Raw genomic sequence first — 16,337 nt, forward strand, 5'->3', positions numbered from 1 at the left:
AAAGCACACGCAGAAAAACCGCACAGCAGCATACAGGTGTAGCCAATCACTCGGCCTTCCCTGCGCAGTGGCTTTACGGCTTATGCCGTGCTCTCCCGGGAGCCGAGTTCGTTCTGGCCTCCCTCGCCCTCGCGAAAGTCGCCGACACCGCGCCGGTTGACGCGAATGCCGCCTCCGCAAGAGCTTGACCGTAGCAACGACGGCCAGGACCACACGGTTTTGCCGTACGCACGGCCCGCCATTTCGCCGCAGTTTTTCCAGCCCTGTCGACGGAGCCGGAAACTTACTGGCGAGACGAACCTGACAGCGCCGTCCGTCCGCGCGACGCCTTGGGCTCACGGAGAGCAATCCGCCCTGCCCTTAGCCTCGCGCCCGACGCTGCCGCGTCCACCGCAAGCCCGGCTCGCATATCGTGACGACGTACGATCGCCCCTCTTGGGTGAGCCGGGATGGGCGACACATACGCCGTTTCCGAATTTCGGTAAAGCGGAATGTTTTCGTGACGGGGGATTTGACAGAGGGGCGACACAGAGGCGCTCACCCCCTCGTTCGCACCGGCGTGCCCATCGGCCATGAGAGCAACGCCCCTCCGTTCGACAATCATCCCGTAGGCCTGCGGCTGACGGTGAACGTCGAAATTGAACGTGGTGCGTGGTCGGCGCGAGTTCGGGATAGACGATCAGGTCGCAGCCGTTTGCGCGCCTGGCGCATCAAGGCCATCACGCGCGGCGACCACGGATCTTGTCTCGGTCCTTGCGATAGGGCCGAGTTGGCCGGCCACGACATTCACAAATCTCGCCAGGAGTCGTTCCTTCGTCGCCTTCGCGATCACGTCGCGGCGAAGCCTACCGCGCGACGCGTTGTGCGCATAGGCTTCCTGTCCGGCACGATGCCCAACCGGAGAGGCAGCGCAACGATCACGTGGGGAGCGCTGCCACTCACCATCCCGCGGCGACGGGCTCGTTGAAGAACTGACCGCGCGCCGCCATGCGTAACGCCTGGCGGCGACGATGCCGCTCCGCGACGCGCTTCTTTGGAGCTGCCGGCGCGGCCCGCTTGGACTCCGCAGCCTTGGATTCCGCGGCGGACTGCACCACCACCGCAAATGCCTGGCGCGTGCCTTCCGGCGCGGCCGGCGGCGCCGCTGCGTCGGATGTTGTTGACGCCGCAATTTTGGTCAACGGAATCTGTCGTACGCTGGTGTCGAAGACGATCTTCTCCGGCCATGTCTGCGCAGAGTGAATCCGGGCGATCGAGAGGTCCGGCCCTGTTTCGGCAGCAGCACTCACCGGGCCAGCCATGTAGTAATCAGCAAGGTACAAGAGGACGAGCAGAGCGCTGCCGGTGAAGACGAAATAGCGGATGAGTGGCATGGGTCCCTCGGTCGCCTCGTTGTCGAGGTCCCTGCAGCAACGGGAAAGAGTGGCAATCGTTCCGGCGTGAGGTCGCAGCCATCCCGCCGGGCGAGGAACTCACTCGGCCGAGGCATTGGCATTCTACTTGCTGCACGAGGGTCAATCCCTCAGACCCGCAGCGGGTCTGTCTCATCGTGAGGCGATCATGCAGCCGACGTCCCGGTTCGAAGCGACCATCCCGAAACAGCTCCACGCATTGATCTCCGATTTGCGCTCGCGCATGCAAATGATCGACGCTGACATTTTGGAGGAAGAGCGCAGGGCTGGAATTTCCGATCCAAACAACCTCGCCTATCCCATGCTTGCGCAGAACCTGAGAGCCCGGCGGGACAACATCCGAGTGAGCATCGCGATCCTCGAAAGCCAGCTTGAAAAGCGATCGACGGAGTGGCCGCGCGCGGCCTGATGCCGATGAGGACCAAGCTTCCAGCCGCACCGTCACGCGGAGGAACTTTCGTGACTAATCTGCAACGGTTCCCCGCGATCTAAAGCCGGCCAAAACAAACTCCCATTCCGGCCACGAACCGCTCTCACAACGCCGTGAGACTAGCAGGGGAACCAGGATGCGCGCACAACGCGTTTGGAAAGTAAACGGGGCCGCCAGCATCGGGCAGCTCCAGTCGAGACTGGACGATCTCAACAAGCGTCTCGGTCAGCTCGAAAGCCAGCCTGCGGAGAGCTGGAAGGTCGAAGAGCTGAAATCGATCGCGCTCGGCCTTTCGCGCGAGATCGACGACCTCCGCTGCGCCGAGGCAACGGCGGCACTAAGCGAACTGCTGCGGCAGTAGTCAGCGCCGGACGATTCGCCCGTCACGCAAGGAACTACGTCGGCGCTGCGCCATTGCCATGGAAAGCATGGAGCAAGATCATGACCAGGCACCTGACGCGAGCCCATCTCGCGCGCGGGGTGGGCGGCGCGGTATCCACGCTGGTCCTGTGCGCGACGGCGGCATTCACCATCGCGCGCCACTTCGCACTTTGAAGGATTTAGCGCGGTGAAGAATTTGGCGCTGTGAGGAATTTGCGATGACGTCCGACCCCGAGGAATCGGTAAGGCTGCAAGGCTACGGCGAGATGACGTTGCGCACCGCGATTACGACGCTGATGCTGCTTGCGCCGCGCGAGCGGGCGGACGCCGCCATCTTCCGCGTCCGCGACGGCGTTCGTCTGGCCTCAAGCGAGATCAGCGAGCTCGCGTCAAACTGGGGCATTGAGCCGACCGGTGATTTGCGGTCGCCGCGACTCGTCAGATCTCCAGGACTCGTCCCGGAGCAGCACTGGCAGGACGTCGTTCGCGGCATGGTGCGCGATGCGCCATTGCCGTCGCTGATGGTGGCCTTTTTGTTGGGTGTGCTGGTGGCCCGACGCTGATCGGCATGTGCGCGGAACTCGCGCCGGTTTTCTTGTACCCACGTAGCGGTTCGTTCGTCACCCGACGCTTGTCTGCTTCAGGCAATCTCGCGCTTGTGAAAACATGCTCTGGTTGCATGTGAACCGCTTCACATTTGAATCCTCCACATCGTCCTAGCGTGGATTGGCTCCGTTGGTTTATTGCAACCCGCGTCTGGGTCGCGGGACGCCGGGCAGCAAACTCCGACAACGAGACCCGAGGTAACTGCTAACCGATCTCCAGAGGAGATTGCCATGACTCTGATATCAGCAACATCTTTAATGAGCACACTCGTGCTGGCCGCCATCGTGTCGCAGACCAACGGCCCCATCGTCGGCCATCAGACGGCAGACACGGCGGCTGCAAACCAGACGAGCATCAATCGACCCGCCTCCGCGCCGACGACGGTCGCGCAAGGGCGCTGCTTCAACGGCAAGTGCTACTAACTGTCCCGGTTGATGACTATCGTGCGTGATGGAGAATAGCCATGCCTACGCTTCCCATGAAGCTTGGAGTGCCGCTGGACCAGATGAGCGTATTTTTCTTTGCGTCGCTCGCGCTCGCGGTTTGGCTCATCTACGTGTTCTGCCAGCGCAAATTCGCCGAGCGCAGCGTCACTGGAAGCGGCGACTTCATCTATCAGATGCTGCCGCGTCAACTGGCAACGCATGAGGAATATTCGCACGGCTTCCTGATCTATTTCGGATCCATGGCTACAATTCTGGTGGTGCTGTCGCTGCTGGGAGCAAACAATCTCGAGCAGCTTGGCCTCACGCTACCAAAGCATCTCAGCTATCTGGGAATGCCGCTCGCCCTCGCGTTCGTGCTGATGGGTGCGCTCCCGAACGTGCCTGGCCTCATGCTGATCGAGACCAATATGCGCCAGTACGCGCATGAGCGCGCCTACATTCCCGACGCCGCACGCGCCACAGCGGAGCGGATAGCGGCCGCCGACTTCGATTTCGCAGCCTACGCGGGTGAGGCACTTCGGTCGCCGCAAATGCGCGGCATCCTGCCTGGCGACTTCACGCGATCTCGCCACACGATCGAGCATAGTTGGGCGCGGCTTTGCTGTCTTGTCTACGCCCTGAAATCCTATCGCATGGAAGGCTTCACCGGCGCCCTCGATGCGAGCCTCTTACAGGACTACCAGAGCGACCTGGATCTCATCGAGAGCCAGAAAAGATCCATGGAACCTCAGGTGACGGCCTATCGAAGCGCGCGGGAAAGCGACCCATATTACACGAACGAAGAGCTTCGCCGCTGCATCGTGGACAATTTGCGCAAGCTCTACATCCTGCTCGGATGTGCGGTACGACTCAAGACGCAGCCCAACGACGATATTGATCTTGCGCTGCGACCGTTCGGCGTCATGCTCAAACCCACGCTGCGCCCCCAGGGTACAGGCGACCTAAAGCTTGTCAGTCTGACGACTGTCGCAATGAGCGTCGTCTTGCTGGGCCTCGCCGCCGACGGGCTCGGCCAGCTCGGCTTATGGACGACATCGGCGGTCTTTCCGCAAACAGTGATGCAGCCTTTCTGGGATGCCGCAGCGACGTTCGTGCCATACGCAGCTGCGATCATCGTGGCGGATCTCGTGCGCAGACGCGCGATCGGCAAGGGACGATGGTTCGTCACCTCGGGCCAGCGTCAACAAGCAAGTGGAGCAAACTACGTCCGGGTGGCTGTGATCTGCGGCATCGCAGGATATCTCGCGCTCATTATCTGGGGACTTACCCAGGCCCCGCCGACGGAAGACAGCTTCAGAATTGAGATTCCCAGTGCCCTGCTCGCCATGGTGACGGGAGCATTCTACGTCTTTCACCTTGACAACGCTGAGGCCGGTCAGCGCCCGTCGCGTGCATGGGAACTTGGCGCCGAGACTGTCATCACGGGGCTCTGCGGGCTTATCGCCGCCTGTGCCACATGGCAGATCATTCTGGGCACCGCGGGTGCCGCGGTGGATAGAATCATTCTCACCACCCTTATCAATGCCGCAGTGGGGTTCGCACTTGCCTGGTATATCCCGCAAGCCGCGGCCGCACTCCGTTACGATCCGCTGGTCAATGAAAGCCAGGAACGCGTACGCGCGCTGCAAACCGCAGCCCAGGCTCGGCTGGGTGGCGCGGCAGCAGTCTGGCTCGATCAGCAGCATCCGGTGCTTGACGGCGTCTCACCCCGCCTTGCTGCAGCCGCTGGCGCAGACGGCTTCGAGCGCGCAATCGCTTTGCTGCAAGGCCCACAGTCTCTGACCGCCTGAGCCTTTGCCTTCACCAATCCGGATCGGGATTGCCGGTCCGCGCTTGTCGAAGACCTCTGCATTGTGGCGAGGTCTAGAGCCGGATCAGCCATGCCACGCGCACAGGCGCCCCTGCCCGGCGAATCGGCCGTGGACCCGCACCTAAAGTCGTTGCAAAAAGGCGCTTCCGAGGCGCTGGCCGCCGTCCGCCAAGCCTTTAGGAATACGTCGACTTTTGGAAGAATGGTCGGAGTGGCAGGATTCGAACCTGCGACCCCTGCGTCCCGAACGCAGTGAGCATTTTCTAAGTTATTGATCTTTCTTGATGCGGGAACTGCATTGGTCGCGTTCTGTTCACGGTCGTTTCAGTCAATCGTTGCGATTTCGTTGCGGCGTGCTTTACGCAGCGCCTTTCGAGCCAATGAGCAAGATTGGCTTTCATCAGGCCTTCGACCTCGATCGCCGCATCACTTCTGCTGTAGGCAAGCGCTCGTCTTGAAATACGTCTCCATGCGGCTCGCAGGGAGCAAATCGCCTTATTTGACAAGCATCGTCACTATGTCGCCGAGGAAACCATGCGGCTTCCACTCAAGACGCGCCGGATCCGCGCTTTCGCCGCTGCCAGCTTCTTTTCCCCACACCCGACCCAGTCGCGACGGACGTTTTATGCATCCCCAGCGTAAGGGGATCAGAACTCGCTGTGCCGCATTCGAAGCCCTGGCCGTTCCGCATTTCACGAAACAGTTGTGCAACTCTCAGGGCTGCCGAATTGCCCACGAAAGCGGTATCCCAATTTGGGAAGAGGTCATCGCACAAGCAGTAACCAAGAAGATCGGGTCAATGAACAACAATACGCGTCGAGATTTTCTGAAAATCGCGGCTGGGTCTGCCGCTATGGCCGCAGCTGGGTCGACAAGCGTCGCCGCCGCCTCCGCCGAGGAAACACCAGTAATTGCCTATACGGGCGAATATAGGGCCGGCACCGCCATCCAGGATCTAAAAGCTTCTTGATCTTCTCAATATCGAGCAGAAAGCGGCCAAAGTCATCCCAGAGGGAGGATTCGGCTACATTGCGGGCGGCGCTGGAGATGAATGGACATTGCGCGAAAATCGCGCGGCCTTCGAGCGCAAGCAGATCATGCCTCGCGTCCTGACCGGCAAAGGCCCGGTCGATCTGAGTTCTCAGATTCTCGGAATTTCAATTTCGTCGCCTGTCGTCATCTGCCCGATGGGCGGCCAGGGCTTGGCTCACGCCACTGCCGAAGCTGGAATGGCAATGGGCGCAGCCGCCAGCAATACGATCATGGCGCTTAGCACCGTCTCCACTCTCTCGATGGAACAAGTCGCGACCGCGTCGAGCGGCCCGAAATGGTTTCAGCTCTATTTGCAGGCGGACGACGGAGTGAATCGCGATCTGTTGCGCCGAGCAAAGGCAGCCGGTTACAGGGCTATTGTGCTGACCGTCGACTCGACAGCGACGGGCAATCGTGAGGCCGATGCCCGTAACAATTTCGTCTTTCCCCTTCCATTTGGCAACTTGGTGCGTAAGGGAACGGGAGGCGATATTCATGCCCTGAATGCCAAGTTCGCCCTCAACATCAATCCTAGGTCTATTGAATTCGTGCGAAATGAATCGGGTCTCCCGGTAATCGTCAAAGGAATTTCTCATCCCGATGATGCCCTGCTTGCGATCAACGCCGGTGCGGCGGCCATCCAGGTTAGCAATCACGGCGGCAGACAACTTGATGGCAGCCCGGCAACCTTCACCGTTCTGCCTGCCATCGCCAAAGCCGTGGACCGGAAGGTTCCAATCATCTTGGACAGCGGCGTACGGCGCGGCCAGGACGTGTTTAAGGCGCTGGCTTTCGGAGCGGATGTCGTCGGCTTGGGTCGCGCTGCTTACTATGGACTGGCGCTTGGCGGCTGGAAAGGCGTGCGGTCCGTACTCGAACTCCTGAACAAAGAGCTGAGTATGGTCATGCAGCTCGCCGGAGCTCAAACGGTGGAGGATATAAAGCGAACTGCCTTGGTTTGATTCAATTGGCCCAGAGCCTGACTAGAAAGCCAGGTGATCTTCCATCTGCGCGGCATCAATCCCCATTGAAAGATAAAGCATTTTCGACCTTCCTGGACCAAAACCCACCGTTTGAGCTACCGGCGGAAAATGGAATTTGGCATTCGATAAGACCTGTCCCGTCCAATGACCCGCCGTCGACAACACTGCCATCAAGCGACTAGGGAAACGCAAATTGCCGTCGCACCACTGCACCTCCGCCTGGCGGTTCGTTTTCCGTCGGCACTCGATGGGCCGCAGGATAACACTGTTTCGCAGAGCGCTTGGCTGCGGGGGGCAACACTCGATTCCTATGATTGGTCCGAGGGCAATCCCACGGCTCGCGGCATAGCTGCTAATCGGACTGCCGGCGCCGAACGTCAGGCCGGCGCCTTGAAATCGTAGGAGATGCGCCCGGCCGGCAGATAGAACATGGCGATCACCGCGCCACCCCTGACCTCGGGATAATGCCGACTGCCGGGATCCGGCGCCGTCCAACCGGGCCCCTGCCAGCCCTGCAATCCCTTCAGTTGCGCGCCCTTATCGAGGGGAACGACGAGGTTGAGCTCGCCATAAGGATGGCCGTGATATTGCCCGCGCAGCACGTCGTGATCGTCCTCGTCCTTGAAGCGGCGTGGATCGGTGCTGTTCATGTAGACCGCGGTGATGCTGAATTGGAACGTCTCGGGGACCGGCTCAAGGATGCGGCTGCGCCGATAGTTCGGGCCGTCCACCTCCTGGTTCGCCGCCCAACCCTCCTCGACTCCCATTTTGATGAGACGAGCGAGATCCTGGTAGAGCGCGCTGTCCTCTCCATAACTCTCGTTGAGCCATCGCTCCATCGCCGCGCTCGGTGTCATGTCTTTGACCTCGCGCAGAAACGGAATGCTGCGTTCGATCAGCTGTTCACGGCTTCCCATGACTTTCTCCTGTTCTATTCCTCGAAGCCCTTGAAGGAGGCGAACGCCTCCACATCCGCGCGCGGCATCAACCGCCCGCTCGCCTGTTTCCTTGGGTGGCCCATCGAGATCCCGCAGACCACCATTTGCTCGGCAGGGATCGACAACAGCGGACGCAAAATCCGGTGGTACTTGGCGAAAGTTTCCTGCGGACAGGATTGCAGCCCCCGTCCCACCGCTGCCAGCATCACGTTCTGGATGAACATGCCGAGATCGAGCCAGCTTCCCATGGCGAGGCGCCGATCGATGGTGACGATCAATCCAACCGGCGCGCCGAAGAACCCGTAGTTCTTCGCGGTCTGCCGGCTCCTCCCCGCAGCATCGCTTTGAGCGATCCCAAGCGAGGAATAGAACAATCGCCCGAACTCCTGGCGACGGCCGAGATACGGCTCGGGAAAAGCGGTGGCGTAGTATTGATATTCGGAGACGTGCTCGTTCGGTTCCTTCTTATACGCGCGCAGAAGCACAGCCGACACCTCGGCCCTGGCGGCGCCGGCAAGCACGTAGACGTGCCAGGGCTGGATGTTTGCGCCACTCGGCGCGAACCGCGCCACGCGCAGGATCTGCTCGACGGTCGATCGCGAGACGGGACGACCGGAGAACTCGCGACACGAGAGCCGACCGGCGATTACCTCGTCGATCGGATTGCGCGCAACTCCGCACGCCGCGTTCCGGTCGATCACGACTTCTTCACGAGCGAGCATCCGCCGTCCTCCATCGGTCTGAAAGCCTCTTCCCCCGGGATCGTGGCCAGTAGCTGGTAGTAGTCGAACTGGTACTTCGACTCCTCCGGCGACTTGACGCGGAACAGATACATGTCACGGACCAGCCGGCCGTCCTGCCGGATCCTGCCGTTGCGGGTCATGAAATCGTTCACCGGCAATTCGCGCATCTTGGCGGCGACAGTCGGCCCATCGAGCGTGCCGGCGGCTTCGACCGTCTTGAGGTAGTGCATGACCGCACCATAGGTGCCGGCGTGGATCATGGTAGGCACTTTCTTCGTCTTCTCGATGAAGCGCTTCGACCACGCGCGCGTCTCGTCGTTTAGGTCCCAGTAGAAGGCGGAGCTGAGCATTAGGCCTTGCGCGCTCTGCAGCCCGAGGCTGTGGATGTCGGCGATGAAGACGATCAGCCCGGCAAGCTTTTGCCCGTGCGTCACGCCAAACTCGCCGGCCTGCTTCACGGCGTTGATGAAGTCGCCGCCGGCATCGGCGAGCGCGATCACGTCGGCCTTGGAGGCCTGCGCCTGCAGCAGAAAGGACGAGAAATCCGGCGTGTTGATCGCGTGCTTCACGGGCCGACGACCTTGCCGCCGGTAGCGTCGATCACCTTGCGGCTGTCGGCCTCGAGCTGCGCGCCGAGCGAATAGTCGGCCGAAAGGAAGAACCAGGACTTGGCGCCGAGGCGCGAAATCGCCCTCGTCGTCCCCTGCGACAGCGCATAGGTATCGTAGGTCCAGTGGATGCCGGTCGGTGAGCACTCGTCGCCGGTCAGTCGGGACGTAGCGGCCCCGGTGGCGAGAAACAGCTTCTTCTTGTCGCGCGTGATGCCCTGCACGGCCAGCGCGACCGCAGAATTCGGGACGTCGAGGATGGCCTCGACATTGTCGTTCTCCAACCAGCGCCGGGCAATCGCCGAGCCGATATCCGCCTTGTTCTGGTGATCGCCGGCGACGATCTCGATCGGGCGCCCGAGCACCTTGCCCTTGAAGTCGTCTACCGCCATCTGCGCCGCGACGACCGAGCCCTGGCCGCCATTGTCGGCGTAGAGCGACGACATGTCGGTCAGCACGCCGAGCCTGATTGGCCCACTCTGCGCAACCGCCGATGTCGCCACCGTCACGAATGTCAGCGCCTGTCCGAACGATTTAAGTGCGCCGCTTCGAGCCAACCTCACCCAGGACTTCATCACTTTTCTCCTCCAACCCGGCTGCGGTAATCTTGGCCAGAACGGGGCATTGCGGAAGTGAAAGTCTTGCAGGGTGCTCCTGAACGGGCTTCAGATGGCCCGCTTTAACGGCACGGCAAGTCGCTCGCGACCGATCCGATCGGTTGCATCCGCCGAACGTCCGGCCTTAACTGCGCACGATCGCACCAACCCTGCCACGGCGCGCGATCCGCTACAGACGGGGATCCCAGCGTGTCGGTTTCCTTCAAGACATTGGACCTGAACCTGCTGAAGGTGTTCGACGCCGTCATGGAGGAGCGCAGCGTGCTGCGCGCCAGCCAGAAGGTCGCGTTGAGTCAGTCCGCCGTCAGCCACTCGCTCGCTCGATTGCGCGAGATGCTAGACGACGAACTGTTCGTGCGAACCGCCACAGGCATGCAGCCGACGGCGCGTGCGCTCACGATGGCGCCGCAGGTTCGCCACGCGTTGCGATCGCTGGAGGTCGCCGTCGAACTGCCGACCTTCGCTCCGGCGGTCTCCACCAAGCCGTTCACGCTCGCGGCCAACGACTTCACGACAATGGTGCTGGCGCCGCCGCTGCTGAAGATCTTGAGCCGGGAGGCTCCGGCGATCGACCTTACCATCAAGCCGGTGACACGGATCGACCTTGCCGAACAGATCGACCTCGGGCGCATCGACGTCGCCATCGGCGTGTTCTCGTCGCCGCCGAACCGCTTCCGCACAGCGCTGCTGTTTGAGTATGACGATGTGCTGATCGTTGACAAAAAGCGCAAGCTTGGCCGCCTCGACAAGGCAAAGCTCGCGATCTTGCCACTGGTTGTCGTCTCCTTCGGCGGAGAGCAGGAGGGTGCGATCGGCGGCTTCATCTCCGAGCGCGGGCTCGCTAGGCGTTCGGAGATGTACGACCGCCCCGCGCTCGAACGGGCGCTGTCGGACAGCGACCGGCCGCCACGGATCGCGGTCTCACTGCCGCATTTTCTTGCCCTGCCCGCGCTGCTGGCCGAGTCCGAGCTGGCGGCCATCGTTCCGCGGCCGTTGGCGCGCGCCTTCGAGCAAGCGCACGCGATCACTACCCATGAACTGCCCTACAGCACGAGCCCCGTGGAGGTGCGGATGCTGTGGCACGAGCGGATCGAGGATGAGCCATCGCACGAATGGCTTCACGAGGTGCTCCGGCGCGCGACTGAAGAGCTGAGGCGCGGGCGTTAGTTTGCCGACTGCCTCGGCCGCAATCGCCGGCCGGCGCTTATGCGCGGCCATGGTGCCCGACCCAATGGCGACGTGATTGACTTGCCGATATCTACGCAAGAGATCGTCTGCGATCCTGACTGCTGCCCTCCGAATGCAAAGGTCACACGTTCGAATCGTGTGGGGCGCGCCAGTTTCTCCCGATTTTACAGCGCCATATGCGCGCCCGAACCGAAAATCAAATACTGTCGCATTCGAACGAGTAAGCAATCTCCGGAGAAAATCGTCGCCGAGCGCAAATTTCTTAGCAACTCATTAGTCGTCGGAAGCTCGCTATTCTGAGAACGGCGATCGTTTCTACAAGCCGTTGGATTGGCGCTCGCAGTGGTGGTCGGTCCAGTGCAGAGCGGAGTTCGTGAGATCCAACATCCACCACAACGGCCGTTTTGCGCCATTGGCGGCCCGTCATAGATCTGTTCGATCGGACAACACCGAAAAATCGGAATAGATTGACTTGCTCGCGGTGAGCGATGCGGTGGGTGGGACGGTGGAGGCCTCCCCCATGTCTGCACGTCTCGGCGCTAAAACTCATTGGAACAAGGGATTGCTCGTCGGTCAGAAGAAGCCGCTCGAGCCAAAGCACGTCTGGTCCATCCGCGTTCGCCTAGAACTCGCAGGATCAGAGCGCGATCTTGCAATCTTCAACATGGCGATCGACAGCAAACTCGCGCTTGCGACCTCGTCAAGCTGCGCTTGGACGACGTGTACTTAGGGACAAAAGTACGAAATCGCGCAACAATCGTCCAAAAGAAGACTGGGCGACCAGTGCAATTTGAGATCACGGAGCAATCACAAAATTCCCTTGATGCCTGTTTACCAATGCTGCGGGCTGCTGGCTCTCGATTTTTGTTCCCGAGTCGCCTTCATGCAAGTCTTCACATTTCCACCCGCCAATATGCCAGACTGGTGCATCGCTGGGTCGAAAGCATAGGCTTAGACACGACATTGTACGGCACGCACACGATGCGTCGGACAAAGGCGGCGCAACTCTACCGAGTGACCGGTAACCTACGTGCCGTTCAACTTCTTCTCGGCCATACGAAACTGGAGAGTACCGTTCGATATTTGGGAATCGAGGTAGATGACGCTCTCACTATGGCCGAACAGATCGAGCTCTAGACTATTGGCCACCGGTCCACGCCGGTGGCCAATCCGCGCCACGAGCGGTCCTTCTCAAATCTTGTGCTGTCTCAAAATCCCAGAGCGAGACCATCCTTGCGGTGATCCGACGCGCCGAGTAGGACGCCACGCGTATGGTCGATCTGAATCGCTTGGCAACCGCCAATCCCGGCATCTGCCCACTTGATGTTATGCCCGCGTGCCGATAGGTCGTCCTTTATCGCATCCGGAATGGTGGTTTCCAATTCCAGCACTTCATCGAAAGCAAATGAGCGCGGAGCTTCGGCTGCGGTCTGGATGTCCATGCCGTGGTCGAGCACGTTGGACAAGAAATTCGCATGGCCGCAGGCTTGATAGTGGCCGCCCATCACGCCGAACGGCATCACCGCACGGCCGTTCTTCATCAGCATGCCGGGGATGATGGTGTGCATCGGCCGCTTGCGCGGCCCGAGCGAATTAGGATGTCCTGGGCTGGCGCGAAAACTCCAGCCGCGATTATGCAGCAATACACCTGACTTTGTCGCGTAAATGCCGCTACCGAAGGGATAGAACAGCGAATTGATGAGCGACACCGCATTCAAGTCGCGATCGACAACTGTGACATAGACGGTGTCGCGATGCTCGGTGTCGTCCCATGTTTCCGGCGCCGACGCCTTCGTCATGTCGATCTTCGAGCGGATGGCGGAGATATAGGTGTCCGACAGAAAGAGCGCGGCATCCACTTGCCCCGCGGCGGGGTCGCAGAAATAGGCATCACGGGCACGATACGCGGCCTTGGTTGCTTCGGCGAGCAGATGGATCCGGTCGGCCTCTGAAAGTGCCGCCACGTCATATCCCGCCAGCACGCGCAGGATCATCAGTGCCGCGAGCCCCTGCCCATTGGGCGGGCATTCGACGACGTCGTGCCCCTGATAGGACGTTGAAATCGGTGTCACATAATCGGAGCGTTGCGCGGCGAAGTCATCGGCGTCATGCACACCACCGAGCCCGCGCAGGGTCGCAACAATGTCGTCGGCAACTTCGCCTTCATAGAATCCTGCGCGCCCTTCGCGCGCAATCCGGCGAAACGTTGCTGCAAGGGCCGGCTGCGCGCGCTTGTCGCCGATGGCGGGCACGTTGCCGTTCGGCAGGAACTGCGCTGCAGCATCCGGCAGATCTTCAACGCGGGTGCGAAACGCGGCCCAGTCGGCGGCGACGCGTGGCGTGATGCGAAAGCCGTTTTCCGCCGCATCGATCGCCGCTGCAAAGACCTCGGAGAGCGGCTTGCTGCCGTGATCCCTGCTCAGGGTACACCAGGCATCGATGGCGCCCGGAATAGTGACGGATTCCGGCGAGGTCGGCGGAACGTCCCGGCTGCCGCTGGCGGCATGGCGGCCGGCATCCGTCTTGGCCGGCGTCCTGCCCGATCCATTGAGTGCGATCGGTGCGCCACCCTTTGGCGCATAGAGCGCGAAACAGTCCCCGCCGATGCCGGTCATCTGTGGCTCGACAACCCCCTGCACCGCGACGGCCGCAAGTGCCGCATCGATGGCGTTGCCGCCGGCTTTCAGTATCTCCACCGCGGCCAGCGTTGCCTGCGGATGGGATGTCGCGGCCATGCCATTGTCGGCAACGGCAACCGAGCGGCCGACGGCCATGAAGTCACGCATGATAATGTCCCATAAAGCCGGTGCTGCAACGCGCCACGCGTTCAGTGGTTGAAGGTGATGCGGTCGAGAGTCGCGCAGATCGGGCCAAGCGGATGCCAAGCCGCACCAGCCGTTTGGTTGTGAAGCGTGAGGACTACAGCGGGCACGGCAACGACCGCGCCTGCCGCCGCCATAGCGAGCATCACATCTTTTCCTGGACTTCCTGAGCGGATCGCCATGCAATGCCCCCAAGTCTGGCGCGGACGCATCCGGCGCATCAACGCCAGTCCGGGAAGCGCCGCAAGCCATGCGAGCAGGCAACAGATCATAATGCGTACCTCATCGCGTCAGGACTTGCTGCAGCACGACGAGGTCGTTGTCCCGGTCGAGTCCGCCGCGAGCACGCTACCCCCATTGCGTTCCGGCGCGATATCATTGGCAGGGTTAGCGGCGAAGAAGCCGTTCGGCTTCAGCATGAAGCCGGCATATTCCACTGGCATCACCGGGAAATCCTCGGGCTTGCAGACATGGGTGTGGCCGAACGAATGCCACAGCACGATGTCGGTGTTCTCGATATTTCGGTTCTGCTCGACATAGCGCGGCAGGCCGTCGCCACCAGCATGCACGTTCGGATAATCCCCGCTGGCATATTTCTCAGCCGGATCGTAAGGCGTCACCCAGACATGCTTGGTGGCAAAGCCACCGCGCTTGCGGACAAAACTGCCTTCCTGCGCCAGCATCACCGGGCTCGGCGTCACGATGAGCTTGTAGCCAACGGGATTGCCAACATTGTTCGTGCTGTTCGGATTCGTGACCTTCCAATAGCGTCCGCTCTGCCCGTCTGCGATCGCCGCTGCGTCGCGCTCGCGCGACAGGGTCTTGCTCTTGAGGTCGAAGGCGTTGCCATAGAGGTTGTCGGTGCCCCAGGGACGCTGCGCGAATTCGTGCTCGGTGACAGTGTTGCCGCCACCGTCGAGATCCATGTGCATACGCACATTGAAGAAGTGCTGGTGGGTCGGGCCGCCGAGATTGTCATCGACCATGCCGCCCCAGGCATATTTCTCGCCGGGCATGACAGCCGCGGTCTGGATGATGCCCGTGAGCTTGGCCTCGAGCTGGATCGTGCCATCCTGGTACAGATACCAGTAGAAGCCGTAGTCGTAATTGCCGACGGTGGCGAAGAAACTGATCACCAGACGGCGCGAGCGGCGCACCTCGAACAGCCCATTGCGGAATTCATAGTGCTTCCAGAGAATACCGTAATCCTCTTCATGCATGCAGACCGCATTCTTCATCTCGAACGGCTTGCCCTGCTCGTTTGCCGCCGGGATGTTGAAATAGTGGATATTGCCGAGACAGTCACAGCCGAGCTCGAGCGCATTGGCGAGCATGCCGAGGCCGTATTCGCCGGCATCGAAAGCCGACTTCCAGTAATGATTGGCGGTCGGATCGGCATAGGGCACCACCATTTCGGTAACGCTGGCGCGGTGAATGATGGAGCGCTTGCGGTCGCCGTCCTGATAAGCGAGCTGATGCAGCACCAGCCCTTCGCGCGGCGTGAAGCCAACGCGAAAACTCCATTTCTGCCAGTCCACATTCCAGCCATCGACCTTGAAGCTTGGCCCCTCTGGCTGCTCGATATTCAGCGGCTTGATGTCGGTGCGCGGATTGGTGTTCTCGTGGGCGCCGTAATTGCGCTTCTTCTTCGGGATCGGGATGACCTTGTCGTCATCCAGCAGATCGACGACTTTTTGGTGAATGAGATCGACGACGGCGACGACGCCTTCCACCGGATGGGCATAGGCATTGTCCTTGAGGTCCTCGCGAAAGAACGTCACTGCGCGAAGAATGCGGCGGCCGCGCTCGAAGTCGCGGTCGAAGAATCCCGACGAGAATGGATCGACCTGCGCCATCTCCATATCCTTGTCGGACATGCCGCGGCGGCGCATCGCATTGCGCCAGCCCTCGTCTGCCTTGACGATTTGTTCGCATAGCAAGAATTCAGCGATCATCACCGGCGGCTGGCCATATGGCGCGTCAGCATTGGGCAGCAGCTTGGTGTCGACGATGCGCGACGTCGTGAGATCGACAATGAACTCGGTTGCCGCACCGGTGTCAGGCTCCAGCACGACCACAAAAGCGAGCCGCGGCAGCACCGTGCCGTCGGCATAAGCGCGCAGGTCCGCCTTGCTCGGCTCTTCCAGTCGCACGATCGGAAAACGGCAGCGCGGCGTCACTTGCCCTTTCGCCTTGACCAGATCACAGGCCGCGCCGATCTCGTCCAGCGTCAGCGGATCGAGCGGATGGATCGCAGCAACCGCCGTGCCGTCCTGAATTTTCTGCATCACCGTCATATTGGAACTCCTGAAGGCGCATGG

13 protein-coding genes and 2 pseudogenes are annotated in these 16,337 nt (G+C 61.1%); 9 read left to right on the forward strand and 6 right to left on the reverse strand.

Going from position 1 to position 16,337, the window contains the following annotated elements:
* Positions 1-938 precede the first annotated feature (938 nt).
* A complete protein-coding gene (locus IVA88_RS09035) occupies positions 939-1,373 on the reverse strand; it encodes a hypothetical protein (protein ID WP_247496948.1) in 435 nt (144 codons plus the stop codon).
* Between the two features lie 187 nt (positions 1,374-1,560).
* On the opposite strand from IVA88_RS09035, the gene IVA88_RS09040 reads away from it, so the two are divergent.
* The 7 genes from IVA88_RS09040 to IVA88_RS09070 all read left to right on the forward strand — a co-directional run bounded on the left by IVA88_RS09040 (position 1,561) and on the right by IVA88_RS09070 (position 7,079).
* A complete protein-coding gene (locus IVA88_RS09040; protein ID WP_247497149.1) occupies positions 1,561-1,821 on the forward strand; it encodes a hypothetical protein in 261 nt (86 codons plus the stop codon).
* A 157-nt stretch (positions 1,822-1,978) separates the two neighbouring features.
* Complete coding sequence (locus IVA88_RS09045) at positions 1,979-2,203, forward strand: hypothetical protein (protein WP_247496949.1); 225 nt, start codon at positions 1,979-1,981, stop codon at positions 2,201-2,203.
* 238 nt (positions 2,204-2,441) lie between these two features.
* Positions 2,442-2,786 (forward strand): hypothetical protein, encoded by a 345-nt coding sequence (locus IVA88_RS09050; RefSeq protein ID WP_247496950.1) that lies wholly within the window; start codon positions 2,442-2,444, stop codon positions 2,784-2,786.
* A 273-nt stretch (positions 2,787-3,059) separates the two neighbouring features.
* Complete coding sequence (locus IVA88_RS09055; RefSeq protein ID WP_247496951.1) at positions 3,060-3,251, forward strand: hypothetical protein; 192 nt, start codon at positions 3,060-3,062, stop codon at positions 3,249-3,251.
* Positions 3,252-3,292: 41 nt separating this feature from the next.
* Complete coding sequence (locus IVA88_RS09060; protein WP_247496952.1) at positions 3,293-5,065, forward strand: hypothetical protein; 1,773 nt, start codon at positions 3,293-3,295, stop codon at positions 5,063-5,065.
* Between the two features lie 645 nt (positions 5,066-5,710).
* Positions 5,711-6,055, forward strand: coding sequence for a twin-arginine translocation signal domain-containing protein (locus IVA88_RS09065; RefSeq protein WP_247496953.1), 345 nt, complete (start codon positions 5,711-5,713; stop codon positions 6,053-6,055).
* 34 nt (positions 6,056-6,089) lie between these two features.
* Positions 6,090-7,079 (forward strand): alpha-hydroxy-acid oxidizing protein, encoded by a 990-nt coding sequence (locus IVA88_RS09070; RefSeq protein WP_346657581.1) that lies wholly within the window; start codon positions 6,090-6,092, stop codon positions 7,077-7,079.
* Positions 7,080-7,477: 398 nt separating this feature from the next.
* Here the strand turns inward: IVA88_RS09070 and IVA88_RS09075 are convergent, their stop codons facing one another.
* The 3 genes and pseudogenes from IVA88_RS09075 to IVA88_RS09085 all read right to left on the reverse strand — a co-directional run bounded on the left by IVA88_RS09075 (position 7,478) and on the right by IVA88_RS09085 (position 9,946).
* Entirely contained in the window at positions 7,478-8,017 is a 540-nt protein-coding gene (locus IVA88_RS09075; protein WP_247496954.1) for a DUF4863 family protein, read from the reverse strand.
* A gap of 14 nt (positions 8,018-8,031) precedes the next feature.
* Positions 8,032-8,760, reverse strand: coding sequence for a nitroreductase (locus IVA88_RS09080; protein WP_247496955.1), 729 nt, complete (start codon positions 8,758-8,760; stop codon positions 8,032-8,034).
* A pseudogene (locus IVA88_RS09085) lies at positions 8,736-9,946 on the reverse strand (ABC transporter substrate-binding protein). Before IVA88_RS09085 ends, IVA88_RS09080 begins: the two are co-directional and overlap by 25 nt.
* Before the next feature lie 249 nt (positions 9,947-10,195).
* On the opposite strand from IVA88_RS09085, the gene IVA88_RS09090 reads away from it, so the two are divergent.
* Positions 10,196-11,173, forward strand: a complete 978-nt coding sequence (locus IVA88_RS09090; RefSeq protein ID WP_346657573.1) for a LysR family transcriptional regulator — start codon at positions 10,196-10,198, stop codon at positions 11,171-11,173.
* Positions 11,174-11,714: 541 nt separating this feature from the next.
* Positions 11,715-12,331: pseudogene (locus IVA88_RS09095) on the forward strand (tyrosine-type recombinase/integrase).
* 71 nt (positions 12,332-12,402) lie between these two features.
* Here IVA88_RS09095 and IVA88_RS09100 read toward each other — a convergent pair.
* Positions 12,403-13,980 carry a gamma-glutamyltransferase family protein gene (locus IVA88_RS09100; RefSeq protein WP_247496957.1) on the reverse strand — a complete coding sequence of 526 codons (1,578 nt, stop codon included), beginning with the start codon at positions 13,978-13,980 and terminating at the stop codon, positions 12,403-12,405.
* Positions 13,981-14,306: 326 nt separating this feature from the next.
* Positions 14,307-16,313: a primary-amine oxidase gene (locus IVA88_RS09105; protein ID WP_247496958.1), complete on the reverse strand. Its 2,007-nt coding sequence runs from the start codon at positions 16,311-16,313 to the stop codon at positions 14,307-14,309.
* Positions 16,314-16,337: the final 24 nt, after the last annotated feature.

The sequence above is a fragment of the Bradyrhizobium sp. 149 genome, from assembly GCF_023073915.1.
In the GTDB taxonomy this organism is placed as follows: Bacteria; Pseudomonadota; Alphaproteobacteria; order Rhizobiales; family Xanthobacteraceae; genus Bradyrhizobium.